This window comes from Pararhizobium arenae (assembly GCF_001931685.1).
Taxonomy (GTDB): Bacteria; Pseudomonadota; Alphaproteobacteria; order Rhizobiales; family Rhizobiaceae; genus Pararhizobium; species Pararhizobium arenae.
In genome coordinates this window covers 545,521-569,049 of sequence record NZ_MOOY01000001.1, presented here as the reverse complement: position 1 = coordinate 569,049, position 23,529 = coordinate 545,521, and the positions used below count along the sequence as shown (strand labels likewise).

Annotated in this window: 24 protein-coding genes; 16 read left to right on the top strand and 8 right to left on the bottom strand. The window is 59.1% G+C overall.

What is annotated here, in order from left to right; translation table 11 throughout:
* Nucleotides 1–320: 320 nt before the first annotated feature.
* Nucleotides 321–1,799: a bifunctional ADP-dependent NAD(P)H-hydrate dehydratase/NAD(P)H-hydrate epimerase gene (locus BLX89_RS02830; RefSeq protein WP_075289256.1), complete on the top strand. Its 1,479-nt coding sequence runs from the start codon at nt 321–323 to the stop codon at nt 1,797–1,799.
* Between the two features lie 28 nt (nt 1,800–1,827).
* On the opposite strand, the gene BLX89_RS02825 is transcribed toward BLX89_RS02830, so the two are convergent.
* Together BLX89_RS02825 and uvrA are read right to left on the bottom strand one after the other, a co-directional pair.
* Nucleotides 1,828–2,637 (bottom strand): DUF72 domain-containing protein, encoded by an 810-nt coding sequence (locus tag BLX89_RS02825; protein WP_075289096.1) that lies wholly within the window; start codon nt 2,635–2,637, stop codon nt 1,828–1,830.
* A 33-nt stretch (nt 2,638–2,670) separates the two neighbouring features.
* Nucleotides 2,671–5,589 carry an excinuclease ABC subunit UvrA gene (gene uvrA / locus BLX89_RS02820; RefSeq protein ID WP_075289095.1) on the bottom strand — a complete coding sequence of 973 codons (2,919 nt, stop codon included), beginning with the start codon at nt 5,587–5,589 and terminating at the stop codon, nt 2,671–2,673.
* Nucleotides 5,590–5,850: 261 nt separating this feature from the next.
* Here uvrA and BLX89_RS02815 point away from each other — a divergent pair, with 261 nt between their 5' ends.
* Nucleotides 5,851–6,384, top strand: coding sequence for a single-stranded DNA-binding protein (locus BLX89_RS02815; RefSeq protein ID WP_075289094.1), 534 nt, complete (start codon nt 5,851–5,853; stop codon nt 6,382–6,384).
* Between the two features lie 104 nt (nt 6,385–6,488).
* Here BLX89_RS02815 and BLX89_RS02810 read toward each other — a convergent pair whose 3' ends face one another.
* The gene (locus tag BLX89_RS02810; protein ID WP_075289093.1) at nt 6,489–7,118 is read right to left on the bottom strand and encodes a MarC family protein; all 630 of its coding nucleotides are present in this window, start codon (nt 7,116–7,118) and stop codon (nt 6,489–6,491) included.
* Between the two features lie 218 nt (nt 7,119–7,336).
* Here BLX89_RS02810 and gyrA point away from each other — a divergent pair, with 218 nt between their 5' ends.
* The 4 genes from gyrA (at nt 7,337) to BLX89_RS02790 (ending at nt 11,488) form a co-directional block, all read left to right on the top strand.
* Entirely contained in the window at nt 7,337–10,123 is a 2,787-nt protein-coding gene (gyrA, locus tag BLX89_RS02805) for a DNA gyrase subunit A (protein ID WP_075289092.1), read from the top strand.
* Nucleotides 10,124–10,240: 117 nt separating this feature from the next.
* The gene (locus BLX89_RS02800) at nt 10,241–10,570 is read left to right on the top strand and encodes an ArsR/SmtB family transcription factor (RefSeq protein ID WP_075289091.1); all 330 of its coding nucleotides are present in this window, start codon (nt 10,241–10,243) and stop codon (nt 10,568–10,570) included.
* Nucleotides 10,567–11,046 carry an SRPBCC family protein gene (locus tag BLX89_RS02795; RefSeq protein ID WP_075289090.1) on the top strand — a complete coding sequence of 160 codons (480 nt, stop codon included), beginning with the start codon at nt 10,567–10,569 and terminating at the stop codon, nt 11,044–11,046. Before BLX89_RS02800 ends, BLX89_RS02795 begins: the two co-directional genes overlap by 4 nt.
* Nucleotides 11,047–11,074: 28 nt before the next feature.
* On the top strand, nt 11,075–11,488 hold the full coding sequence (locus BLX89_RS02790; protein ID WP_075289255.1) for a GFA family protein: 414 nt from the start codon (nt 11,075–11,077) through the stop codon (nt 11,486–11,488).
* An 86-nt stretch (nt 11,489–11,574) separates the two neighbouring features.
* Here the strand turns inward: BLX89_RS02790 and BLX89_RS25300 are convergent, their stop codons facing one another.
* Together BLX89_RS25300 and BLX89_RS25295 are read right to left on the bottom strand one after the other, a co-directional pair.
* On the bottom strand, nt 11,575–11,706 hold the full coding sequence (locus BLX89_RS25300) for a hypothetical protein (protein WP_280950552.1): 132 nt from the start codon (nt 11,704–11,706) through the stop codon (nt 11,575–11,577).
* A gap of 11 nt (nt 11,707–11,717) precedes the next feature.
* Nucleotides 11,718–11,840 carry a hypothetical protein gene (locus BLX89_RS25295; RefSeq protein ID WP_280950551.1) on the bottom strand — a complete coding sequence of 41 codons (123 nt, stop codon included), beginning with the start codon at nt 11,838–11,840 and terminating at the stop codon, nt 11,718–11,720.
* 224 nt (nt 11,841–12,064) lie between these two features.
* Between BLX89_RS25295 and coaD the strand changes: the two genes are divergently transcribed.
* From coaD to tgt, 5 genes are all read left to right on the top strand, one after another.
* A complete protein-coding gene (coaD, locus tag BLX89_RS02785) occupies nt 12,065–12,559 on the top strand; it encodes a pantetheine-phosphate adenylyltransferase (RefSeq protein WP_075289089.1) in 495 nt (164 codons plus the stop codon).
* Nucleotides 12,560–12,589: 30 nt separating this feature from the next.
* Nucleotides 12,590–13,159, top strand: a complete 570-nt coding sequence (locus BLX89_RS02780) for a peptidylprolyl isomerase (RefSeq protein WP_075289088.1) — start codon at nt 12,590–12,592, stop codon at nt 13,157–13,159.
* A 26-nt stretch (nt 13,160–13,185) separates the two neighbouring features.
* Nucleotides 13,186–13,695, top strand: coding sequence for a peptidylprolyl isomerase (locus tag BLX89_RS02775; protein ID WP_075289087.1), 510 nt, complete (start codon nt 13,186–13,188; stop codon nt 13,693–13,695).
* A gap of 74 nt (nt 13,696–13,769) precedes the next feature.
* Nucleotides 13,770–14,852 (top strand): tRNA preQ1(34) S-adenosylmethionine ribosyltransferase-isomerase QueA, encoded by a 1,083-nt coding sequence (gene queA, locus BLX89_RS02770; RefSeq protein WP_075289086.1) that lies wholly within the window; start codon nt 13,770–13,772, stop codon nt 14,850–14,852.
* Nucleotides 14,849–15,982, top strand: coding sequence for a tRNA guanosine(34) transglycosylase Tgt (tgt, locus tag BLX89_RS02765; RefSeq protein ID WP_075289085.1), 1,134 nt, complete (start codon nt 14,849–14,851; stop codon nt 15,980–15,982). The genes queA and tgt overlap by 4 nt, the downstream gene beginning before the upstream one ends.
* 30 nt (nt 15,983–16,012) lie before the next feature.
* On the opposite strand, the gene BLX89_RS02760 is transcribed toward tgt, so the two are convergent.
* From BLX89_RS02760 to BLX89_RS02750, 3 genes are all read right to left on the bottom strand, one after another.
* The gene (locus BLX89_RS02760; protein WP_075289084.1) at nt 16,013–16,432 is read right to left on the bottom strand and encodes a DUF4864 domain-containing protein; all 420 of its coding nucleotides are present in this window, start codon (nt 16,430–16,432) and stop codon (nt 16,013–16,015) included.
* Nucleotides 16,433–16,792: 360 nt separating this feature from the next.
* The gene (locus BLX89_RS02755; protein WP_075289083.1) at nt 16,793–17,035 is read right to left on the bottom strand and encodes a DUF2188 domain-containing protein; all 243 of its coding nucleotides are present in this window, start codon (nt 17,033–17,035) and stop codon (nt 16,793–16,795) included.
* A gap of 258 nt (nt 17,036–17,293) precedes the next feature.
* Nucleotides 17,294–17,971 (bottom strand): alpha/beta hydrolase, encoded by a 678-nt coding sequence (locus BLX89_RS02750; protein ID WP_075289082.1) that lies wholly within the window; start codon nt 17,969–17,971, stop codon nt 17,294–17,296.
* A 221-nt stretch (nt 17,972–18,192) separates the two neighbouring features.
* Between BLX89_RS02750 and BLX89_RS02745 the strand changes: the two genes are divergently transcribed.
* From BLX89_RS02745 to sufD, 5 genes are all read left to right on the top strand, one after another.
* A complete protein-coding gene (locus BLX89_RS02745) occupies nt 18,193–19,359 on the top strand; it encodes a cysteine desulfurase family protein (RefSeq protein ID WP_075289081.1) in 1,167 nt (388 codons plus the stop codon).
* Between the two features lie 141 nt (nt 19,360–19,500).
* Nucleotides 19,501–20,970 carry a Fe-S cluster assembly protein SufB gene (sufB, locus tag BLX89_RS02740; protein ID WP_075289080.1) on the top strand — a complete coding sequence of 490 codons (1,470 nt, stop codon included), beginning with the start codon at nt 19,501–19,503 and terminating at the stop codon, nt 20,968–20,970.
* A 59-nt stretch (nt 20,971–21,029) separates the two neighbouring features.
* On the top strand, nt 21,030–21,371 hold the full coding sequence (locus BLX89_RS02735) for a GIY-YIG nuclease family protein (RefSeq protein ID WP_075289079.1): 342 nt from the start codon (nt 21,030–21,032) through the stop codon (nt 21,369–21,371).
* Between the two features lie 111 nt (nt 21,372–21,482).
* Entirely contained in the window at nt 21,483–22,238 is a 756-nt protein-coding gene (gene sufC / locus BLX89_RS02730) for a Fe-S cluster assembly ATPase SufC (protein ID WP_075289078.1), read from the top strand.
* 11 nt (nt 22,239–22,249) lie between these two features.
* Nucleotides 22,250–23,524 (top strand): Fe-S cluster assembly protein SufD, encoded by a 1,275-nt coding sequence (gene sufD, locus BLX89_RS02725; RefSeq protein WP_075289077.1) that lies wholly within the window; start codon nt 22,250–22,252, stop codon nt 23,522–23,524.
* Nucleotides 23,525–23,529: the final 5 nt, after the last annotated feature.

Sequence of the window (23,529 nt, the reverse complement as noted above, 5' to 3'; positions counted from 1 at the left end):
CTTCTCCCGTTGTAGCAGGCTTATCCCGCTCCGCCGACGATATGCATTTTATATGCCAGATATGGAAAATGATGCGCCAATTCGCGCCAAATCCTCCTCCAACGCGCTGATCATACGTCTTTATCGGGAATAATCACGCGCTTTTGCCTATTTTTTGTGATTTTTTAATAGCAACGACTAGTGCTTGCGAAACAAGCATGGGGACCCTGCCGAATTGGTGTAAGGAGACGCGGTAAATATATGCAAATGCATAAAATTTGCGCAACATGCGATGAAAAAGAGGGCTTGTGGTTGTCTCGCCAGCGCGCCATGCTTTCCAGATGACGCAGAAACATCTCCATGCTCTCTTCACTCCCGATCAGATGAATGCGATCGACAAGGCCGCAGCCGCCTCGGGGATCGACAGTTACGGCTTGATGCGACGGGCAGGTGAAGCGGTCGCAGCGTGCGCGCTCCGCCGTTTTCCCGGCGCCCGGCGATATGTCGTCCTTTGCGGACCCGGCAACAATGGCGGCGATGGTTACGTGGCTGCCCGCGCGCTGTTGGACAGCGGCGCTGAAATAGCCGTTTATGCTTTTGGCAAAACCGAGAAACTTCAGAGGGACGCTGCTTTGGCATTCTCCGATTTCCACGGGAATGCCGCACCGCTGTTCACCTATCAGCCACAGATGGGGGACGTCGTCGTCGATTGCATCTTCGGCGCAGGGCTGGCACGGCCTGTGTCCGCCGATGTGGCGGGGATCATGCGGCGGGTTTCCGCAACCGCGACGCCGGTTCTGGCCGTCGATCTGCCATCCGGTGTCGATGGACGCAGCGGAGAGGTGCTCGGGGAAAGTTTCAAGGCTGCGGTGACGGTTACGTTCATGGCTCGGAAACCCGGCCATCTGCTGTTGCCGGGGCGCGCTCTATGTGGCGAGGTCGAAGTCTTCGACATCGGCATACCGCGCCGCATCTTGATCGCCGAGACTGGCAGACTTTACGAAAACGGGCCGCGTCTGTGGACGGATATCGCGCAAGCGCTCGAGCCGGGGTCTCACAAATACACCCGCGGTCATCTTGCCGTCTTCTCCGGCGGAGCGCTTGCCACAGGGGCGGCCCGACTGGCCGCGACAGCGGGACTGAGAGCCGGCGCCGGTCTGGTCACGCTCGCTGGTGTTCGCGATGCTTTGACGGCGAGCGCGGCTCATCTGACCGCCGTTATGATGCGGGAAATCGACACCTCGCAGGATTTTGCGGACTGGTTGGCGGATGCCCGCATACATGCCTTTGTGCTGGGGCCGGCGTTCGGGGATATGGAAAAGGCGCGTCGATACGTTTGCTTGCTTTCGGAGCGACCGCTGGTCCTCGACGCGGACGGCATCACCGCTTTCCGCGACAGGCCCGACACGCTGTTCGAAGCCTTCGCAAACGGGGAGCCCCGGCTCGTGCTGACGCCGCATGAAGGAGAGTTTCGCCGTCTTTTTCCCGACCTCTCCGACGACGAAACGCTTTCGAAAATCGATCGCGCGTCGGCTGCCGCCAAGCGCAGCAACGCGGTCATCATCTACAAGGGCGCCGATACGGTGATCGCCAGCCCGGACGGACGTGCGGCGATCAACACCAATGCTCCCCCTTGGCTCGCGACCGCAGGCTCGGGCGATGTGCTCGCCGGTATTGTCGGTGCGCATCTGGCGCACGGAATGCCGGCCTACGAGGCGGCGGCGGCGGGTGTCTGGCGCCATGGGCAGACCGCCCTGTCGCTGGGCGAGGGGCTCACTGCAGAAGATCTCGCCGCCCATGTCGCGCCGCTTGACCGGTGACGACACGAACTGACACTCCGGCCGCTCCCTATTTCCGATCGACCTTCGCCTGCAAGGCCTTAGCGCCGGCTGGCGCATTCACCTTGCCTTCGGTGATGAAGAAGGCAAAGACATCGCGCGGCTTCTTCTCGACCTTGCGATCCGGATCGGCTTTCTCAAGCTCATCGACCGTACCGCCGGCAGCCCAGGTTTCCAGCCTCTTCGCCCAAAGGTCTAGCCGCTTTTCATCGTAGCAGGTGGCAACGTCGTCGCTGCCAGTCTGCAGGCGGGCATAGACGAAATCGGCCGTGACATCCGCGATCATCGGATACTCGAAATGATCGGCAAAGACGACCGCGACATTATGCTTCGCAAGCAGTGCTGCAAATTCCGGCGTGCGGAACGACGGGTTTCGCACTTCGACGACATGCCTGAGCAGCAATCCATCCCGTTTCTCCGGAAGAAGGGCGAGAAACGCGCCAAAATCATCCAGATCGAATTTCTTGGTCGGCATGAACTGCCAGAGAATGGGACCGAGATGGGAACCCAGTTCGGTCAAGCCCTGGGCCAGGAACTTCTCGATCGATTCCGCAGCCTCGGCGAGCGCCTTGCGATTGGTCGTAAAGCGGCTGGCTTTCAGGGAGAAGACGAAATCCTCCGGTACTTCCGAAGCCCACTTGGCGAAAGTTTCCGGCTTCTGAGAGCTGTAATATGTGCCGTTGACCTCAATGACCTTGAGCTGGCTGCTGGCATATTCAAGCTGCCGCTTCTTGGAAAGCTTCTCCGGATAGAAGGTTCCCTCCCATGGATCGAAGGTCCAGCCGCCGATTCCGACGCGAATAATTCCAGCCTTGCTCATACAATTCCCTCACCATTTCGCTTCGAGTTCGGCCTATTCCGCCGCCGCCTTGCGGATCGGACGGCGCTCCAGAAGCTCCTTCAGGAACTGCCCGGTATAGGATCGCTCGACCTTGACCACATCTTCCGGGGTGCCGGCAGCAATGACCTCACCACCGCCATCTCCGCCTTCCGGGCCGAAGTCGATGATCCAGTCGGCTGTCTTGATGACTTCGAGATTGTGCTCGATGACAATGACGGAATTGCCCTGGTTCACCAGTTCGTGCAGCATTTCGAGCAGCTTGGCGACGTCGTGGAAGTGTAGCCCGGTCGTCGGCTCGTCAAGGATATAGAGCGTGCGCCCGGTCGAGCGCTTCGACAGCTCCTTGGCGAGCTTGACGCGCTGCGCCTCGCCGCCGGAGAGAGTGTTGGCCTGCTGGCCGACCTTGATATAGCCGAGGCCGACATCGAACAGGGACTGCAGCTTGTCGCGCACGGCGGGAACGGCGGCAAAGAACTCGACAGCCTCTTCAACCGTCATGTCGAGAACATCGGCAATCGACTTGCCTTTGAACAGGACATCAAGGGTCTCGCGGTTGTATCGCTTGCCATGGCAGACATCGCAGGTGACATACACATCCGGTAGGAAATGCATCTCGATCTTGATCACACCATCACCCTGGCAGGCCTCGCAGCGGCCGCCCTTGACGTTGAAAGAAAAGCGGCCGGGCTGGTAACCGCGCGCCTTGGCTTCCGGCAAGCCGGCGAACCAGTCGCGGATCGGGGTGAACGCGCCGGTATAGGTCGCCGGATTCGAGCGCGGCGTGCGGCCGATCGGCGACTGGTCGATGTCGATCACCTTGTCGATGTGTTCGAAACCATCGATGCGGTCGTGTTCCGCCGGGTTTTCGCGCGCGCCCATGATCCGACGCGCCGCTGCCTTGTAGAGCGTCTCGATCAGGAAGGTCGATTTGCCGCCGCCGGAAACGCCCGTGACCGCGGTGAAGACGCCAAGTGGAATCGACGCCGTGACATTCTTCAGGTTGTTGGCACGCGCGCCGAAGACGGTGATTTCCTTTTTCTTCTTGGGCTTGCGGCGCTCGGCGGGTACAGCCACCGAAAGCTCGCCGGAGAGATATTTTCCGGTCAGCGAATTCGGGTTGTCGATGATCTGCTGTGGCGTGCCCTGGGCGACAATCTCACCGCCATGGATGCCGGCGGCCGGGCCGATATCGACCACATAATCCGCGGTCAGAACCGCATCCTCGTCATGCTCCACGACAATGACGGTGTTGCCGATATCGCGCAGATGCCGAAGCGTGTCGAGCAGGCGGGCGTTATCGCGCTGGTGCAGACCGATCGACGGCTCGTCCAGTACGTAAAGAACGCCGGTCAGGCCCGAGCCGATCTGCGAGGCAAGCCGGATGCGCTGGCTTTCGCCACCGGACAGCGTGCCGGAATTGCGCGACAGGCTGAGATATTCAAGGCCGACGTCATTAAGGAAACGCAGGCGCTCGCGGATCTCCTTGAAGATGCGTGCGGCGATCTCGTTCTGCTTGGCGTTCATCTGGTCGGGCAGCGCATCGAACCAGTCGCGCGCGACACGGATCGACATTTCCGTCACCTGGCCAATATGCAACTGGTTGATCTTGACCGCCAATGCTTCGGGCTTCAGGCGATAACCTTTACAGGCCGGGCAGGGGGCGGCCGACATATAACGTTCGATTTCCTCGCGCGCCCAGGCGCTGTCGGTTTCCTTCCAGCGTCGCTCGAGGTTCGGAATGATGCCTTCGAAGGTCTTCGTCGTGTTGTAGGAACGGGCGCCATCGACATAATGAAAGGTGATCTTCTCGTCGGTACCCTGCAGGATCGCGTTCTGCGCCGCTGCGGAAAGATCGCTCCACTTGCTGGAAAGCTTGAAGCCAAAGGCCTGACCGAGCGCTTCCAAAGTCTGGTTATAATAGGGTGATGTGGATTTCGCCCAGGGCGCGATCGCACCGTTCTTCAGCGTGCGGTCAACCTCCGGCACGATCAGGGCAGGATCGATCTTCTGCTGGCTGCCGAGACCGTCGCAGGTCGGGCAGGCGCCGAAGGGATTGTTGAACGAGAACAGGCGTGGCTCGATTTCCGGGATCGTGAAGCCGGAAACGGGGCATGCAAATTTTTCAGAAAACATTACCCGTTCATGGGTTTCGTTCAGCGACTTATTGGCCGAACCGCCGGCAGCGGTTTCTTCCGGCGGCAGCGGCTTGTCCGCAAATTCGGCGATCGCCAGACCGTCGGCGAGCTTCAGGCAGGTTTCAAGGCTATCAGCGAGGCGGGAGGTCAGGTCCGCGCGCACCACGACGCGGTCCACGACCACATCGATGTCATGCTTGTATTTCTTGTCGAGCGCCGGGGCTTCGGCGATTTCGTAGAACTGGCCATCGATCTTGACGCGCTGAAAGCCCTTTTTCATCAGCTCGGCGAGTTCTTTTTTGTACTCGCCTTTGCGCCCGCGCACGATCGGCGCGAGAATGTAGAGACGGGTGCCTTCGCCGAAGGCGATCACACGGTCGACCATTTGGGACACCGTCTGGCTCTCGATCGGCAGTCCCGTTGCCGGCGAATAGGGAACTCCGACGCGCGCGAACAGCAGGCGCATGTAGTCGTAGATTTCGGTAACGGTACCGACTGTCGAACGCGGGTTGCGCGACGTCGTCTTCTGCTCGATCGAGATCGCCGGAGAAAGCCCTTCGATCTGATCGACATCCGGCTTCTGCATCATCTCCAGGAACTGTCGCGCGTAGGCGGACAGGCTTTCGACATAGCGTCGCTGACCTTCGGCGTAGATCGTGTCGAAGGCGAGTGAGGATTTTCCCGATCCCGACAGACCGGTCATGACGATCAGCTTGTTGCGCGGCAGATCGAGGTCGATGCCCTTCAGATTATGCTCGCGCGCGCCACGGATGGAAATGGTCTTCAGTTCGCTCATGGTACTCAGCTTGTCGGAGTTCGAAAGTCTCTATTTAAGATCGGCAATGCGCATGTCGAGCGCCAATCCCAAAAACAACGGGTCTTCGTGATTCAGTTGACAGGATAATAAACACAAATTAGAACAAAGAAAGAACAAATAATCAATATCATGTGGATACGCAAAATGGCGGGGCGTATCCTTCGGCGCCTGACGCTACTATACGCGCCATGATGAAGGGCCGCCTCCCGCGAGGCGCCGCAAGAGACAGGAAAGAGCGATATGGCTGGCAGTGTCAACAAGGTTATTCTGGTCGGGAACCTCGGAGCAGATCCGGAAATCCGCCGCACGCAGGATGGCCGGCCGATTGCCAACCTGAACATTGCCACCTCGGAAACCTGGCGCGACCGCAACAGCGGCGAGCGCAAGGAAAAGACCGAATGGCATCGCGTCGTCATTTTCAACGAAGGTCTCTGCAAGGTTGCCGAGCAGTATCTGAAGAAGGGTTCGACCGTTTATATCGAAGGTCAGCTCCAGACCCGGAAATGGCAGGACAAGGATGGTCAGGATCGTTACTCGACCGAGGTTGTGCTGCAGGGCTTCAACTCGACGCTGACCATGCTCGGCGGCCGTGGCGACGGCGCCGGGGCAGGCGGTGGGCGTGGCGGTTCGGATTACGGTGGATCCGGCGGCTTTGGCGGCGGTTCCGGCAATTATGGCGATGACTACGACCGTCAGCCTTCCGCTCCGGCCGGTCGCTCCGGTGGTTCCGGCAGCAACTTCTCTCGCGACATGGATGACGACATTCCGTTCTGATTTTGGGGCGAATAGCGAATAGAACTAGACGGCCTGCTAGATGTCCACATCATCTATTCGCTATTCGCTATTCGCTATTCGCTATTCGCTATTCGCTATTCGCTTCAAATCGCAAATGCCGATCGAATGCCATCCACCACGAACTGCACCGCCAGCGCGGCGAGAATAACGCCGAGAAGGCGGGTCAGGATGGCCCGGCCCGTGACGCCGAGAAAGCGATCGATGCGCTCGGCGATTACCAAGGCGGCGAAGAGGATGCCAAGGCAGAGCGCGATGACGGCAATCAACTCAAGCCGATCTATCGTGCTTGAGAATGAACCTGACAGCAGGATCGTCGCAGAGATCGCACCCGGACCAGCGATCAGCGGCAATGCCAGCGGAAAAACCGCGATATTATGTATGTGATCGCGGGTAATCGCGACCTCGCCAGTTTTTTCCTTCCGTTCGTTTCGCTTTTCAAAAATCATCTCGAACGCGATCCAGAACAGCAGCATGCCGCCGGCAATGCGGAACGCGCCGATGGAGATCCCGAGCAGGCTGAGAATGCCGTTTCCGAAAAGTGCGAACGCGGCGAGGATGAAGAACGCGATCAGCGAGCCTCGCCAGGCGACGATGAAACGCTGCTGACGGCTCATGCCCATCGTCAGGCTGAGGAAAATCGGCGCCAGACCTGGCGGATCGATCGTCACGAGAATGGTGGTCAGCGCATTGATCAAGAGATCGAGGTGGTTCATGCGTCGCTCCCCAGGCTCTGCTTTTGGCGGCCGTTTGCGCTATTCGTAGGCGAGTGCGACAGGGAAGGGAAGCGACTGCCACGCTTTTGCCTACTAAATGCCGTTTCACACCCCTGAAGGGCGAAAAGCCTGTTCAAAACCCACCCTCGAAATTGGCGCTATCGAGCGCATTCCGCTATAAAAATCTGTCTGATTCTGAACAAAGATCGTGATCGAAATTGACTGAGCAAAGCACCCCCGGCGGCGGCAAGAACCCACCAGGCATCGAACCCATTTCCATCATGGAGGAGATGCAGCGCTCGTACCTCGACTATGCGATGAGCGTTATCGTCAGCCGCGCGCTTCCCGATGTCCGTGACGGCCTGAAGCCGGTGCATCGCCGCATCCTGTTCGGGATGAGCGAACTGGGCATCGACTGGAACAAGAAATACGTCAAGTGCGCCCGTGTTACCGGGGACGTGATGGGTAAATACCATCCGCACGGCAACCTCGCGATCTACGACGCACTTGCGCGTATGGCTCAGCCATGGTCCCTGCGTCTTCCGCTGATCGATGGTCAGGGCAATTTCGGCTCGATCGACGGCGATCCGCCGGCGGCCGAACGCTACACCGAGTGCCGGCTTGAGAAGGCCGCCCATTCGCTGCTCGACGATCTCGACAAGGAAACCGTCGATTTCCGCGACAACTACGACGGCACGCTCAGCGAGCCGACGGTCGTGCCCGCGAAGTTCCCGAACCTCTTGGTCAATGGCGCGGGCGGTATCGCCGTCGGCATGGCGACAAACATTCCGCCGCACAACCTCATCGAAGTCGTCAACGGCTGTATCGCTCTGATCGACAATCCGGGCATTGAGCTTCCCGAAATGATGGAAATCATTCCCGGCCCCGATTTCCCGACCGCTGCTCTGATTCTCGGTCGTTCCGGCATCCGTTCCGCCTACGAAACAGGCCGCGGCTCTGTGATCATGCGCGGGCGCGCGACCATCGAGCCAATGCGCGGCGATCGCGAGCAGATCATCATCACCGAAGTTCCCTATCAGGTGAACAAGGCGACGATGATCGAGAAGATGGCCGAACTGGTCAAGGACAAGCGCATTGAGGGCATTTCCGACCTTCGTGACGAATCCGACCGGCAGGGTTACCGCGTCGTCGTCGAGCTGAAGCGCGACGCCAATGCCGAAGTCATCCTGAACCAGCTTTATCGCTACACGCCGCTGCAGACTTCCTTCGGCTGCAACATGGTGGCGCTGAACGGCGGCAAGCCGGAGCAGATGACGCTGCTCGACATGCTGCGCGCCTTTGTCGCCTTCCGCGAGGAAGTCGTCAGCCGCCGTACCAAGTACCTTCTGCGCAAGGCGCGCGAGCGCGCCCACGTCTTGGTCGGTCTGGCGATTTCCGTCGCCAACATCGACGAGATCATCAAGCTGATCCGCGAAGCGCCGGATCCGCAGACGGCCCGCGAACAGTTGATGACCCGCCGTTGGCCGGCGGCCGACGTCGAGGCGCTGATCCGTCTCATCGACGATCCGCGTCATCGCATCAACGAAGACCTGACCTACAATCTCTCCGAGGAACAGGCACGCGCCATCCTCGAGCTGCGTCTTGCCCGCCTGACGGCGCTTGGCCGAGACGAAATCGGCGATGAACTCAATAAGATCGGCACCGAGATCAGCGATTATCTCGACATCCTGTCTTCGCGCGTTCGCATCATGACCATCGTCAAGGACGAGCTTGCTGCCGTTCGCGACGAGTTCGGCACGCCGCGCCGCACCGAGATCACCCTCGGCGGCCCGGAAATGGAAGACGAGGACCTGATCGCGCAGGAAGACATGGTGATCACCGTGTCGCACCTTGGCTATATCAAGCGCGTTCCGCTGACGACCTATCGGGCGCAGCGTCGCGGCGGCAAGGGCCGTTCCGGCATGGCGACCCGTGATGAGGATTTCGTCACGCGTCTGTTCGTTGCCAATACCCATACGCCGATCCTTTTCTTCTCCTCGCGCGGCATCGTCTACAAGGAGAAGGTCTGGCGCCTGCCGATCGGCACGCCGCAGTCGCGTGGTAAGGCCCTCATCAACATGCTGCCGCTGGAAGCCGGCGAACGCATCACCACGATCATGCCGCTGCCTGAGGACGAGGCGACTTGGGAGAACCTTGACGTCATGTTCTCGACGACACGCGGTACGGTTCGTCGCAACAAGCTGTCGGATTTCGTCCAGGTCAACCGCAACGGCAAGATTGCGATGAAGCTTGAGGAAGAGGGCGATGAAATCCTTTCCGTCGAGACCTGCACGGATCAGGACGACGTGCTTCTGACGACGGCGCTTGGCCAGTGCATTCGCTTCCCGGTCGATGACGTCCGCGTCTTCGCGGGTCGCAACTCAATCGGCGTACGCGGCATTTCGTTGGGTGATGGTGACCGCATCATCTCCATGACGATCGTCGGCCATGTCGATGCCGAGCCATGGGAGCGCGCGGCCTATCTCAAGCGCGCTGCCGCGGAGCGCCGCGTTGCCACCGGCGAAGACGAAGAAATCGCGCTTGTCGGCGAGGAGGTTACGGAAGAAGGTCAGCTGTCAGACGAGCGTTATGAAGAGCTGAAGGCGCGCGAACAGTTCGTGCTGACGGTATCCCAAAAGGGCTTCGGCAAGCGTTCCTCGACCTATGATTTCCGCACCTCCGGTCGTGGCGGCAAGGGTATTCGGGCGACCGATACCTCGAAGACTTCGGAGATCGGCGAACTCGTCGCCGCCTTCCCGGTCGATGATGGCGACCAGATCATGCTGGTTTCGGACGGCGGCCAGCTGATCCGCGTCCCCGTCGGCGGTATTCGCCTCGCCAGCCGCGCGACCAAGGGCGTCACCATCTTCTCGACTGCCAAGGACGAGAAGGTTGTTTCGGTCGAGCGCATCAGCGAGCCGGAAAGCGAGGACGAAGAGGACGGCGCCGTTGAGGCGGTTGTCGATCCGCAGGCCCCGGAATCCGGAAGCAGCGACGAAGCCTGATCTCGAACAGACGGGCGGTCCAGACAAAACAGAGAAGCAGGGCGGCGAAAGCTGCCCTTTTTCATGCAAAAAACAAATAGTGATTGCTAATTGATTAGTATTTGCTATCATTTTTTTATGATTGAAGCTGAACCCGTCACATCCATCATGCGTGCGCTTGCCGATCCGACAAGGAGGGCGGTGTTCGAGCGCATCGCCCGTTCTGAGGAGATTACCGTCGTGGAACTGACCCGGGGCAGCAAGGTCACACAGGGCGCCATATCGCAGCACCTGAAGACGCTGAAGCTGGCGGGTCTTGTCAGCGAGCGTCCGGAAGGGCGCAATGTTTACTACCGCGCGGAGCCGGCCGGCCTAAAACCGCTCGCTGACTGGATGGAGCACTACGGCGTGTTCTGGCGCGAACGTTTCGCCGATCTCAGAAACCTGCTAAAGGAAATCGATCCATGAACAAGGCCATCGCCACGGAAACGCAGGCCATTGTCATCGACGACGTTTTTCCGCATCCCGTCGAGGTTATTTGGAAAGCCTTGACATCGGGCGCCTTGATGTCGCGATGGCTGATGGAGCCCACGGGCTTCGAACCTGTCGTCGGCAACCGCTTTACCTTTCAGACCACACCCGCGGGGGCCTGGGACGGAACGATCCATTGCGAGGTTCTGGAGGTCGTAGCCAACGAGCGTCTCTCCTATGCCTGGAAGGGCGGCCATGACAGCAACGAGGATTATGGATCGCGGCTCGAAACCGTTGTCACTTTTACACTCGCGCAAGTGGCTGAGGGCACGCGACTGAGACTTATCCATTCCGGTTTCATGCTTCCGAAGAACGACAGCGCCTATCGCAATATGAGCGAAGGATGGAAAAAGGTTGTGCGGCGGCTCGATACAGTGATTGCAGACGAAGTGTCGTCCCGGAAATTTCACTGATGAAACATCACTGATGGAGGAGAACGATATGAGCATTCCTTATGCTGGGGGCTGCGCCTGTGGCGCGATCCGGTACACCATCGCCGGCGAGCCCGCCGTCATGGTCGATTGCCAGTGTCGACAATGTCAGCGCGGCAGCGGCACAGGCCACCAGTCGCACCTGACATTTGTCGCCGCCGAGGTGGACATACAGGGAAAAGCCTCTGTCTGGCAGACCGTCGGTGACGGTGGGACCGTAAAACAGCGTGGGTTCTGCCCGACCTGCGGCTCGTCAGTGTACATGACGTTTCCCGCCATGCCGGATGTCTTCATCGTAACGCCGGCCAGTCTGGACGATCCAGGCCGATATGCGCCGCAACTTACGTCCTGGACCGCTGCGGGATATGCGTGGGATCACCTCGACCCGGCGTTGCCCAAGTTCGAAAGAATGCCGCCCGCCTGATGCGCAAAAGAAAACCGGACGGGCAGGGGAGCCGTCCGGTTTTGAGATTGCGGCACTGGAGGTTGCCGCAGAATTTGAAACGTTTGCTAGACCTGAAAGCCGCCATCCCTCATCTTAAGGTCGGCGCGGTCGCGCTGAAGCTGGACAATCGTCTTGGTAAAATCCACGAGGAACACGAGACTAATCACGGCGGATGCAATCATCATTGTTATTGCCATTGTCGCAGTCCTTACTTGAAGGCGACGTTTGAACCGGTCGACTTGCGATCCTGACGAGCTTCGTCTTTCAGCGCGTGAACGGTTGCAAAGAGCATTGCAAAAAACATTGTCATCGACAGAAGCATAAGTCCCATGGCGGTCATCCTTTCGTCTCAACAACGGCAGAGCCGCTGGAAAGTTCCGTCCTTTGAGCTTCACCCTAAGCTTCGTGCCTTGAAGCTGCACTGAACGTGCTCTTCATCTAGCGTTCATTTGGACGTGGAGATGTTTCCTAGGGAACAGCCTGCAAGCGGGGGGTCGTTTCCCTTGCGGTCAAGCACAGTCCATGACAAAAGGCTGGGCAAACGGAACAGGCGCGATGACGACAGCTTTCTATCCCGGCTCCTTCGATCCCATGACCAACGGACATCTCGATGTTCTGGTGCAGGCGCTTAATGTCGCATCAAAGGTGATTGTTGCTATCGGTATTCACCCGGGAAAAACGCCGCTTTTTTCCTTCGACGAGCGATACGTTCTGATACGCCAGTCGCTGGGTCAGTTCCTGCCTGAAAAGGTTGGCGACATCGATATCGTATCCTTCGACAACCTTGCTGTGGATGCCGCGCGAGCCCATGGCGCAACCATGCTCGTGCGCGGCCTGCGCGATGGAACCGATCTCGATTATGAAATGCAGATGGCCGGCATGAACCGCCAGATGGCACCGGACATCCAGACGCTGTTTCTGCCGGCAGGGGCCGCCTCCCGGCCCATTACCGCCACGTTGGTCCGTCAGATCGCGGCCATGGGCGGCGATGTCAGCGCCTTCGTACCCTCTGCCGTCAATCAGGCGCTTGCCGCCCGACGCAAATCCTGACGCCACGGCGTCGTTCTCACGGGAGCTACCATGAACATTCTGAAACTTGCTTTTGCCGGCGCATTGCTTCTCGCTTCGGTCTTGGGCAACGCCTTTGCCCAGGCGAAAGACTATCTGACGATCCAGTTGAAGGACGGCCCGGTCGTCATCGAGCTCGCATCCGATGTCGCGCCGAAGCACGTCGCGCGCCTGAAGGAACTGGCCGAGGCCGGCGAATACAACAACGTCGCCTTCCACCGCGTGATCCCGGGTTTCATGGCCCAGACGGGCGACGTTCAGTACGGCAATATGGAAAAGGACTTTCAGGCTGGCATGGCCGGCATGGGCGGCTCTTCCAAGCCGGACCTTGAAGCCGAGTTTTCCGAAGTTCCTTTCGCACGCGGCACGGTCGGCATGGCGCGCAGCCAGGACCCGAACTCCGCCAACTCCCAATTCTTTATCATGTTCGCGCCCGGCGACTTCCTGAACGGCCAGTACACGGTCGTCGGTCAGGTGGTCGAAGGCATGGAGAATGTCGACAAGATCAAGATGGGCGACGAAGCCAACAACGGTTCCGTCACCGACCCCGACCGCATGATCAGCGTCAAGGTCGGCAAGTAAACACCGTATAACCAAGGAGAAAAGCCATGGCCGAGATCAAGGATCCGGAAAACACCATCATCATGGAAACGACGCAGGGCAAGGTTGTGATCCAGCTCCTGCCGGACCTGGCCCCCGGTCACGTCGCGCGTATCAAGGAACTGGCGAACGAAGGCGCCTATGACGGCGTCGTCTTCCACCGCGTCATCGACGACTTCATGGCCCAGACCGGCGACGTCCAGTACGGCAAGAAGGGTTCCGAAAGCTTCAACCCGGCACGCGCCGGCATGGGCGGCTCCTCCAAGCCGGACCTCAAGGCTGAATTTTCCAACATGAGCCATGTGCGCGGCACCTGCTCCATGGCCCGCAGCCAGATGCCGAACTCGGCCAATTCCCAGTTCTTCATCTGCTTTGCCGACAGCCCGTGGCTGAACAAGCAGTATTCGGTCTGGGGCCAGGTCATCGAAGGCATGGAAAACATCGACAAGATCAAGCGCGGCGAGCCGGTCAAGGATCCCGACAGCATCGTCTCGATGAAGGTTGCCGCAAACGCCTGATCCGGGTTATTGCCAGAACCCGTCCCGCTGCCGTGATGGCGCCGGGGCGGGTTTGCCGTTTAAAGAAGACTGTGATGCGCGTCGATCTGTTCGATTTCAATTTACCCGAGGAAAACATCGCGCTGCGGCCCGCAAGCCCGCGTGACAGTGCGCGGCTGCTTGTCGTCAAGCCCGGCGAACCGCTTGAGGATCGCGGCGTGCTCGACCTCGTTTCCTACTTGCGCCCCGGCGATGCTCTTGTTTTCAACGATACCAAGGTGATCCCGGCCCAGCTCGAAGGCATTCGCCGCCGGGGCGAGGATGTGGCGACCGCGGTTTCGCTGACCTTGCATATGCGGGTCGCCGCCGATCGCTGGAAGGCCTTTGCGCGGCCGGCAAAGCGCCTGAAGCCGGGAGACCGGATTTCCTTCGGTCGCGAGGATGCCGGTGCCTGCATGGCGGGCACGCTGGATGCAACGGTGGAAGGGAAAGGCGATGCCGGCGAAGTCACGCTTCGCTTCGATCTGTCAGGCCCGTCGCTCGATGAAGCGATTGCGACTGTCGGCCATATCCCGCTGCCACCCTATATCGCGTCGAAGCGCCCGGAAGACGAAAAGGACCGGGCAGACTATCAGACCGTCTATGCGCGGGAAGAAGGCGCTGTCGCCGCGCCAACGGCCGGGCTTCATTTCACCGACCGGCTCTTTGAATTGCTGGATACGGCCGGCGTTGAACGGCATTTCGTGACCTTGCATGTCGGGGCAGGGACATTCCTGCCGATGAAGGTCGATGACACCGACGATCACGTCATGCACCATGAAGTAGGTTACGTCAGTGAAGCAACTGCCGAGCGACTGAATGCGGTCAAGGCGCGGGGCGGACGCATCGTCTGCGTCGGCACGACCTCACTGCGGTTGATCGAAAGCGCTGCGAAAGAGGACGGCGAAATCGAACCGTGGTCAGGGTCGACCGGCATCTTCATCACGCCCGGTTATCGCTTCCGCGCCGTCGATATGCTGATGACCAATTTTCACCTGCCGAAATCGACGCTGTTCATGCTGGTTTCGGCGTTCAGCGGGCTGGAGACGATGCAGGCGGCTTATGCTCACGCCATCGAGACCGGCTACCGTTTCTATTCCTATGGCGATTCCAGCCTGCTTTTCCGGGACAACCGATGACCGAAAATTTTGAATTCAAGCTGCTGGCGACCGACGGCAAGGCGCGTCGCGGCGAAGTCTCCATGCCGCGCGGCACGATCCGCACGCCGGCATTCATGCCCGTCGGCACCGTCGGCACCGTCAAGGCCATGTATCTCGATCAGGTACGGGATCTTGGCGCCGATATCATCCTCGGCAACACCTACCATCTCATGCTGCGTCCCGGCCCGGAGCGTGTCGCGCGCCTCGGCGGCCTGCATGAGCTGATCCGCTGGCCTTATCCGATCCTGACGGATTCGGGCGGCTTCCAGGTCATGTCGCTCTCGGGCCTGCGCAGGCTCGACGAGCAGGGCGTGACCTTCAAGAGCCACGTCGATGGTTCGCTGCACCATATGTCGCCGGAGCGCTCGATCGAGATTCAGGGGCTGCTCGACAGCGATATCCAGATGCAGCTCGACGAATGCGTGCGCCTGCCGGCCGAGCCGAAGGAAATCGAACGGGCGATGGAAATGTCCTATCGTTGGGCTGAGCGCTGCAAGGTTGCCTTCGGCAACCAGCCGGGCAAAGCGATGTTCGGCATCGTTCAGGGCGGCGATATCCCAGAGCTTCGCGTCCGTTCGGCGCAAGCCCTTTCCAGCCTCGATCTCACGGGCTACGCCATCGGTGGTCTCGCCGTCGGTGAGCCTCAAGCGGTCATGCTCGACATGATCGATACGACCAACCCGCATCTGCCGTCAGAGAAGCCGCGTTACCTGATGGGCGTCGGCACGCCGGACGACATCCTGAAATCGGTTGCCCGCGGCATCGATATGTTCGATTGCGTGATGCCGACCCGGTCCGGTCGGCACGGCTTGGCGTTTACCCGTCATGGCCGCATCAACATCCGTAACGCGCGCCACGCCGAAGACATGCAGCCACTTGACGACCAGTCGTCCTGCCCGGCGGCACGGGATTACTCGCGTGCCTACCTGCACCATCTCGTGCGCGCCAACGAGGCGCTGGGCGGCATGCTGCTGACCTGGAACAACCTGTCCTATTATCAGGATCTCATGGCCGGCATTCGCAAGGCGATCGAAGATGGTCGCTATGAGGATTTCATGGCCGAGACCCAGGAAGGTTGGGCCCGGGGCGAAGCGCTCAACCGCGGTTGATATGCCTCGGAAACAACAGGCGCCGGAGTTTCAGATTTCCGGCCCCGGTGCCTGTTGCAGCATCTGCACGCCGTTGATCTTGTAGCTGCCATCCGGCTGCTTTTCCAAAAAGTAAAGTGCGGTCCAATCCTTGCCATCCGGCGCCGAGATCAGCACTTCCTGCACAATCCGTCCGCCTTCGATCTTGCTGCGACCGAAGGCGAAATTTCCGGGCCGGTAGACCGGAGAATAACCGCGCCTTACCATCTCGAAGAAGACATCCTCATTGGGAAACTTGCTGCGGATCTGCGGCGAGGCAAAGGAGTAAGCCTGCGTCTTGTCATCTGCAAGGAAGGCTTCGATCTGCTGCTGGATGATCGATTGAGCGGTGTCGATTGGTTCCGCGGCATAGCCAGTATGCGGTAGGAGGAGGGCCGCGATCAGGGCGAAAGATCTTATGCGAGCGTCCATGCTCAGTCCCCTCTGTTCTCCATGGTTGCATGCTGTGCCGTTACGATGGATGGTCGGGAAAAGTTTCGTCACATCTAAAATTTGAAATAAATTATACAGATCATTGGCTTGCGCCACCGTGCGAATGTCGTTTCGTAGATTTGGAACGGCCCGCTTGGAATGCGTTGACGTTAACCCTACGCGTGAAGGTTAATTTTAGGTTGCGCTTGCGTGCGGCGGCGGTTCGGAGCGTTATGGCGTTGCCGGAGGAAACTTCGGTTTTTCAGCACCAAAATTATATTGCCCTTCCCCGGTGGCGGGGAAGGGCTCAATTTTTAGCTTCACGCGGGAATCGCGCAGCAATCACTTAAAACCAGCAGCCTATTGGTCGTCGACGATTGCCTCGGGGCGATCTCCACCTTCAGCGTGTTCATAGTGCCAGAGCCCGGCTTCATCCTGAAAGCTGATTTCTTCGTCTTCACCACCAACCTGCTGCTCGGCTGCCGCAGCCTTCGCCGCCGCCAGGGCGATCTCGCGTGTCGGAAAGGTCTCCGAAAACACGTCGGCGAGCTTGTAGGCCCAGCCGCCATCATGCTCCACGATTGAATACACCACTCTGGTCATGTTTTTCTCCCTCGGCAATTCATCTGAATGCTTGTTTCGATGCAGGCGCCCGTGAGCCAACTGCGCATCTGGAACGGCCGGGAGAGCATATTCGTTCCGGGATCGGCGTAGCCGTTCACCGCTGGGCATCCCCAGGGCCACGACAACCGTACCATTATTTTTCAGTGAAGGCGATTTGTACTTCTGCCTTTGCCCGAATGAAATCGGCGGCAACCTGCGAAGGTGCCGCCGATCTCAGCTTCAACGATGTACCACTTTTTAACGGATACGCTTTGCAGCCGGCTCCGGCGTGAGTTCGCCATTCAGGCGACGGTCGAGATAGTCTTCGCATTCGGCCATCAATGTCTCCACCTGGCCGTTGAAGAAATGGTTCGCACCCGGCACGGTCTTATGGGTGATCAGGATACCCTTCTGCGCCTTCAGCTTTTCGACGAGGTTGTTGACGTCTTTCTCCGGCGCCACCTTGTCAAGCTCGCCATTGATAATGAGGCCGGAGGATGGGCAGGGCGCCAGGAACGAGAAGTCATAGGTGTTCGGCTGCGGCGCGATCGACATGAAGCCTTCGATCTCCGGGCGGCGCATCAGCAGTTGCATGCCGATCCAGGCGCCGAAGGAGTAGCCGGCAACCCAGCAGCTCTTCGAATCCGGGTGCATGCTCTGCACCCAATCGAGGGCCGACGCAGCATCGGAAAGTTCGCCGGCGCCATGGTCGAATTCGCCCTGGCTGCGGCCAATGGAGCGGAAGTTGAAGCGAAGCGTGGTAAAACCGCGCTTCTGGAACATGTAGAACAGCTGGTAGACGATCTGGTTGTTCATCGTGCCGCCAAACTGGGGATGCGGATGAAGCACGATCGCGATCGGCGCGTTCTTCTGCTTGGACGGCTGGTAGCGGCCTTCAAGGCGACCGGCGGGGCCGTTGAAAATGACTTCGGGCATTGTGTCTCCGGGTACTCTTAACGGCTCTAAAAACCGATTCAGCGCTGAACTGTCTTGACGAAATCAGTCAGCTTTTCTAGAACACAGTTTAGAACCATTCAAAACTGATCACGGGTTTCCGTGGTGGTGTCGTCTCTTACGGCAAGCGAAGCGAAAATTTCAAGAAAAATGCACCGGCCGTTTGCCTTTAGATGGGTTGACGCCGCTGTTTGGCAAGGATCATGACGCAGCCACGCATCTATATGGACTGGAATGCGACGGCGCCGCTTCTGCCCGAAGCGCGCGAAGCCTGCATCAACGCGCTGGATCTCGTTGGCAACGGGTCTTCTGTCCATGCCGAAGGCCGGCGCATGCGTACGCTGATCGAAAACGCGCGCCGCTCCGTCGCGAGCCTTTGCGGCGCTTCCCCTGCGAGCGTGATCTTCACCAGCGGCGCAACCGAAGCTGCCAATCTGGTGCTCACGCCCGATTTTCGCATGGGCAAGACGCCTCTGAAGATCGGTCGTCTCTATGTCTCGGCGATCGAACACCCAGCTTTTCGCGAAGGCGGGCGGTTCGGCAAGGATCAGGTCGAAGAGGTTCCGGTTACGTCGGCCGGCATCATTGATCTCGATGCCCTGAAGGCGGCGCTTTCGGCTCATGATCGGGCAAGTGGTCTGCCAATGGTTGCGGTCATGTATGCCAACAACGAGACCGGTATCGTCCAGCCTGTCGAATCTGTGGCGGCCTTGGTGAAAGAGGCGGGCGGCATCTTCGTGGTTGATGCGGTGCAGGCGGCTGGCCGCGTGCCCTTGTCGATTGACGATATTGGCGCTGACTTCATGGTGATCTCGTCCCACAAGATCGGCGGCCCCAAGGGCGCAGGCGCGCTTGTTGCCCGTGGCGAAATCCTGATGCCGTCAGCCTTGATCCGTGGCGGTGGACAGGAAAAGGGGCATCGTTCCGGAACGGAAAACGCGGTTGCCATCGCGGGCTTTAGAGCTGCGGCTGAGGTTGCGGCTTACGATATCGATGGTCGCATGGCAGGGATCAGCGCCGAACGCGATCGGCTGGAAGCCGCAATGCTCGAAGCGGCGCCCGATGTACTGATCCATGGCAAGGATGACGCACGCATCGGCAACACCTCGTTTTTCACCCTTCCGGGGCTCAAAGCCGAAACCGGCCAGATCGCCTTCGATCTCGAAGGCGTCGCCCTATCCGCCGGTTCGGCATGCTCATCCGGTAAGGTCGGGCAGAGTTATGTGCTGACGGCGATGGGCCATGATGCAAGCCAGGGCGCGCTCAGGATCTCGATCGGTCCGGGCACGACGGATGCCGAGATTGATCGTTGCGCCGAGGTATTTGCAAAAATTTCGGGGCGCAGGCGGCTTCCAGTCGCGGCCGCGTGATCAGAAAAGCTGCGGAAACGCAATTTTCCGCTTGGCAAACGGGGTGAAAATCGCCCTTTAGCCACTACATAAGCGGTACGCCAAAAACGTATCGGGATGACAAGCTGCCGGACCTTGTATCCGGCAAGATTGGAGAACGACATGCCAGCTGTCCAGGAAACAATCGATCAGGTCGCCCTGATCGACGTGGACCAGTACAAATATGGTTTCGAAACCAAGATCGAGATGGACAAGGCCCCTAAGGGACTTTCCGAAGAGATCATCCGTTTCATTTCCAACAAGAAGCAAGAGCCGGAATGGATGCTTGAATGGCGCCTTGACGCCTATCGCCGCTGGCTCACCCTGGAAGAGCCGACATGGGCTCGTGTCGATTATCCGAAGATCGACTTCAACGACCTTTATTACTATGCAGCTCCCAAGGGACAGACCGGTCCGAAGTCGCTCGACGAAGTCGATCCGGAATTGCTGAGAGTTTACGAAAAGCTCGGCATCCCGCTGCGCGAGCAAGAGATGCTGGCTGGCGTCAAAACGTCCAAGATCGCCGTCGATGCGGTCTTCGATTCCGTCTCGGTCGTCACCACCTTCAAGGAGGAGCTGAAAAAGGCCGGCGTGATCTTCATGTCGATCTCGGAAGCCATCCGCGAATATCCCGATCTCGTGAAGAAGTACCTCGGCTCGGTCGTTCCCACGACCGACAACTTCTATGCGACGCTGAACTCTGCTGTTTTCACGGACGGCTCGTTCGTTTTCGTGCCGAAGGGTGTTCGTTGCCCGATGGAACTCTCGACCTACTTCCGCATCAACGAGAAGGGCACCGGCCAGTTCGAGCGCACGCTGATCATCGCGGAAGAGGGCGCGTACGTCTCCTATCTCGAAGGCTGCACCGCGCCGCAACGCGATGAAAACCAGCTGCATGCCGCCGTGGTCGAGCTCGTTGCGCTCGACGATGCCGAGATCAAGTATTCCACCGTCCAGAACTGGTATCCGGGCGACAAGGAAGGCAAGGGCGGCATCTATAATTTCGTGACCAAGCGTGGCGATTGCCGTGGCAACCGCTCTAAGATCTCCTGGACGCAGGTCGAGACCGGTTCGGCGATCACCTGGAAGTATCCGAGCTGCATCCTGCGCGGCGACGACTCGCGCGGCGAGTTCTATTCGATCGCCGTATCGAACGGTTATCAGCAGATCGACAGCGGTACCAAGATGATCCATCTCGGCAAGAACACGTCGAGCCGTATCGTCTCAAAGGGTATCGCCGCCGGCTTCAGCCAGAACACCTATCGCGGCCAGGTTTCGACCCACCGCAAGGCGTCCAATGCCCGCAACTTCACCCAGTGCGACAGCCTGCTTATCGGCGGCAAGTGCGGCGCCCATACCGTGCCCTATATCGAGGCGAAGAACTCGACGGCGCAGTTCGAGCACGAGGCAACGACCTCCAAGATCTCCGAAGACCAGCTGTTCTACTGCCTGCAGCGTGGCATTCCCGAAGAAGCCGCGATCGCGTTGATCGTCAACGGCTTCGTCAAGGAAGTCATTCAGGAGCTGCCGATGGAATTTGCGGTCGAAGCACAGAAGCTGATCGGCATCTCGCTCGAAGGAAGTGTCGGTTAACCACCGTCGTCATCCTCGGGCTTGTCCCGAGGATCTGCGGAGTTGCTTTGGAGAGGTGATTGAGCGGTTTCGTGTACATGATGTCCGACAAGCCCCGAGGAGTCATTTATATCGGGGTGACATCTGATCTGACGGCACGAATTTGGGAACACCGCAATCACATCCACGAAGGATTTACTGCGAAATATCGGGCGGAAAATTTGGTTTGGTTTGAAACGCATCCGAACATCGTTCTTGCGATACAACGCGAGAAATCGCTGAAGAGGTATCGAAGAGAATGGAAGATCGAATTGATCGAAGGCCTTAATCCGACATGGCTGGATTTGTTCGAACGGATCGGGGAAATCGACAATATCTACCGTCCACATCCGAGTACAAAAATGTGGAATGATTACAATTGATAGGCTGTTAGATCCTCGGGACAAGCCCGAGGATGACGACGGTCTGGTTAAGGCGCGGAAAACCTGCTGGCGCATGGGCTACGCGGACCTGCCATACTAGGGAAAGTAAAAATGCTTGAAATCAAGAACCTGCACGCCCGTATTGCCGAAGATGGCACCGAAATCATCCGCGGGCTGAACCTCACCGTCAAGGCCGGCGAAGTCGCTGCCATCATGGGGCCGAACGGCTCCGGCAAGTCGACGCTCTCCTACATCCTGTCGGGCCGTGAAGACTACGAAGTCACCGAAGGCGATATCCTTTACAACGGCGAGAGCATTCTCGAGCTCGATCCGTCCGAGCGCGCCGCCAAGGGTATCTTCCTGGCGTTCCAGTATCCGGTCGAAATCCCGGGCGTTGCCACGATGCAGTTCCTGAAGGTCGCACTGAACGAGCAGCGCAAGTATCGCGGTGAGGAAGAACTGACGACGCCGGATTTCATCCGCCGCGTCAAGGAAGCCTCTGCCCGTCTGCAGATCAACCCGGACATGCTGAAGCGTCCGCTCAACGTTGGTTTCTCCGGCGGCGAGAAGAAGCGCGCCGAAATCCTGCAGATGGCCCTGCTTGAGCCGAGCCTCTGCATTCTCGACGAAACCGACTCGGGCCTCGATATCGATGCGCTGAAGATCGTTGCCGATGGCGTCAACGCCCTGCGTTCGCCGGACCGTGCCGTGATCGTCATCACCCACTACCAGCGCCTGCTCGAATACATCGTTCCCGATACGGTCCACGTTCTCTACAAGGGCCAGGTCATCAGGTCCGGCGACAAGTCTCTGGCGCTCGATCTCGAAGCAAACGGTTATGCCGACATCATCGGCACGGCTGCCTGAGGAGGTTTTTCATGAACATCCAGACGGCAATCACGATGACGACTGCCGAGACGGCTCTCGTCGATGCCTATACCACCCAGCTCGGCGACCTTCCAGGCGATGGCGCCGTGCTTTCGGCGCGCGACGCTTTGCTGAACGCGCTGAAGACGGAAGGGCTGCCAACACGTCGCATCGAAAGCTGGCACTATACCGACCTGCGCGCTCTGCTGCGCAGCGTTCCGGCCTTCGATTCGACAGCCTTTGCCGAGGGCGTCGATCCGCTGGTCGAAGATTCGACGGTGCTTCGCATCATCAACGGCAAGGCCTCGGTCTCCGGCGTTCCGGATGGCATCCATGTTCGCCGCTACGGCGACAGCTTGGTGGATGGCGTGGCAGCTGCCGATCTCGTCGAACGTGGCTCTGACGATGCCATCGGCCGTATCAACGGCGCCTTTGTCCGAGACGGTTTCGAAATCGAAATCCCCGAGGACACGGAGCTTGCGCGTCCTTTAGAACTGCAACTCGTGCAGAGTGCCGGCCAGAGCCACAGCCGCCTGCCGGTGACCTTCGGGGCGAATTCGAAGGCGGTGGTGATCGAGCGTCATCTGTCGACCAACGATGCGCCGAGCCTCGTCAGCATCGTCAGTGATCTCATCGTCGATGATGGCGCCGATATCACCTGGATCATCCTGCAGCAGCAGGGCGCGTCCGACAATCATCTCGGCCAGATCAACTTCGACTTGGGCGCGGATGCCAAGCTGAAGCTATTCGTCATCAATGCCGGCGGCAAGCTGGTGCGCCAGGAGGTGCATGGCGTGACGACGGGCGAGGACTCCGACTTCCAGATGCGGGGGATCAACCTGCTCGGTGGCGACAGCCATACGGACGTGACCTTCACGCTCGGCCATGACGTGCCGAACACGACGTCGATCGAAGTCATCCGCAACGTGCTGTTCGATCGCGCCAAAGGTGTGTTCCAAGGTCAAATCCGGGTTGCCCCGGATGCGCAGAAGACCGATGCGCGCATGGCCTGCAACACGCTGCTGCTCTCCGACGACGCCGATTTTTCGGCCAAGCCGGAACTGGAAATCTTTGCCGATGACGTACAGTGCGGCCATGGCGCGACGGTAATCGATCTCAACCCCACGCACCTCTATTACCTGCAGGCGCGCGGCATTCCGGAAGGCAAGGCTCGCGGCATGCTGGTGAATGCCTTCGTCGATGAAATCGTCGAGGAACTGGAGGACGAGGCGCTGATCGAGCATCTGGAAACGATCATCGCCGCCTGGCTCGACAAGCACGCCTGATTGGA

Coding starts and splice junctions, on each gene's coding strand:
- BLX89_RS02830 (WP_075289256.1), top strand. CDS start 321: ATGACGCAGAAACATCTCCATGCTCTCTTCACTCCCGATCAGATGAAT.
- BLX89_RS02825 (WP_075289096.1), bottom strand. CDS start 2,637: ATGAGCAAGGCTGGAATTATTCGCGTCGGAATCGGCGGCTGGACCTTC.
- uvrA (WP_075289095.1), bottom strand. CDS start 5,589: ATGAGCGAACTGAAGACCATTTCCATCCGTGGCGCGCGCGAGCATAAT.
- BLX89_RS02815 (WP_075289094.1), top strand. CDS start 5,851: ATGGCTGGCAGTGTCAACAAGGTTATTCTGGTCGGGAACCTCGGAGCA.
- BLX89_RS02810 (WP_075289093.1), bottom strand. CDS start 7,118: ATGAACCACCTCGATCTCTTGATCAATGCGCTGACCACCATTCTCGTG.
- BLX89_RS02800 (WP_075289091.1), top strand. CDS start 10,241: ATGATTGAAGCTGAACCCGTCACATCCATCATGCGTGCGCTTGCCGAT.
- BLX89_RS02795 (WP_075289090.1), top strand. CDS start 10,567: ATGAACAAGGCCATCGCCACGGAAACGCAGGCCATTGTCATCGACGAC.
- BLX89_RS02790 (WP_075289255.1), top strand. CDS start 11,075: ATGAGCATTCCTTATGCTGGGGGCTGCGCCTGTGGCGCGATCCGGTAC.
- BLX89_RS25300 (WP_280950552.1), bottom strand. CDS start 11,706: ATGGCAATAACAATGATGATTGCATCCGCCGTGATTAGTCTCGTGTTC.
- BLX89_RS25295 (WP_280950551.1), bottom strand. CDS start 11,840: ATGGGACTTATGCTTCTGTCGATGACAATGTTTTTTGCAATGCTCTTT.
- coaD (WP_075289089.1), top strand. CDS start 12,065: ATGACGACAGCTTTCTATCCCGGCTCCTTCGATCCCATGACCAACGGA.
- BLX89_RS02780 (WP_075289088.1), top strand. CDS start 12,590: ATGAACATTCTGAAACTTGCTTTTGCCGGCGCATTGCTTCTCGCTTCG.
- BLX89_RS02775 (WP_075289087.1), top strand. CDS start 13,186: ATGGCCGAGATCAAGGATCCGGAAAACACCATCATCATGGAAACGACG.
- queA (WP_075289086.1), top strand. CDS start 13,770: ATGCGCGTCGATCTGTTCGATTTCAATTTACCCGAGGAAAACATCGCG.
- tgt (WP_075289085.1), top strand. CDS start 14,849: ATGACCGAAAATTTTGAATTCAAGCTGCTGGCGACCGACGGCAAGGCG.
- BLX89_RS02760 (WP_075289084.1), bottom strand. CDS start 16,432: ATGGACGCTCGCATAAGATCTTTCGCCCTGATCGCGGCCCTCCTCCTA.
- BLX89_RS02755 (WP_075289083.1), bottom strand. CDS start 17,035: ATGACCAGAGTGGTGTATTCAATCGTGGAGCATGATGGCGGCTGGGCC.
- BLX89_RS02750 (WP_075289082.1), bottom strand. CDS start 17,971: ATGCCCGAAGTCATTTTCAACGGCCCCGCCGGTCGCCTTGAAGGCCGC.
- BLX89_RS02745 (WP_075289081.1), top strand. CDS start 18,193: ATGACGCAGCCACGCATCTATATGGACTGGAATGCGACGGCGCCGCTT.
- sufB (WP_075289080.1), top strand. CDS start 19,501: ATGCCAGCTGTCCAGGAAACAATCGATCAGGTCGCCCTGATCGACGTG.
- sufC (WP_075289078.1), top strand. CDS start 21,483: ATGCTTGAAATCAAGAACCTGCACGCCCGTATTGCCGAAGATGGCACC.
- sufD (WP_075289077.1), top strand. CDS start 22,250: ATGAACATCCAGACGGCAATCACGATGACGACTGCCGAGACGGCTCTC.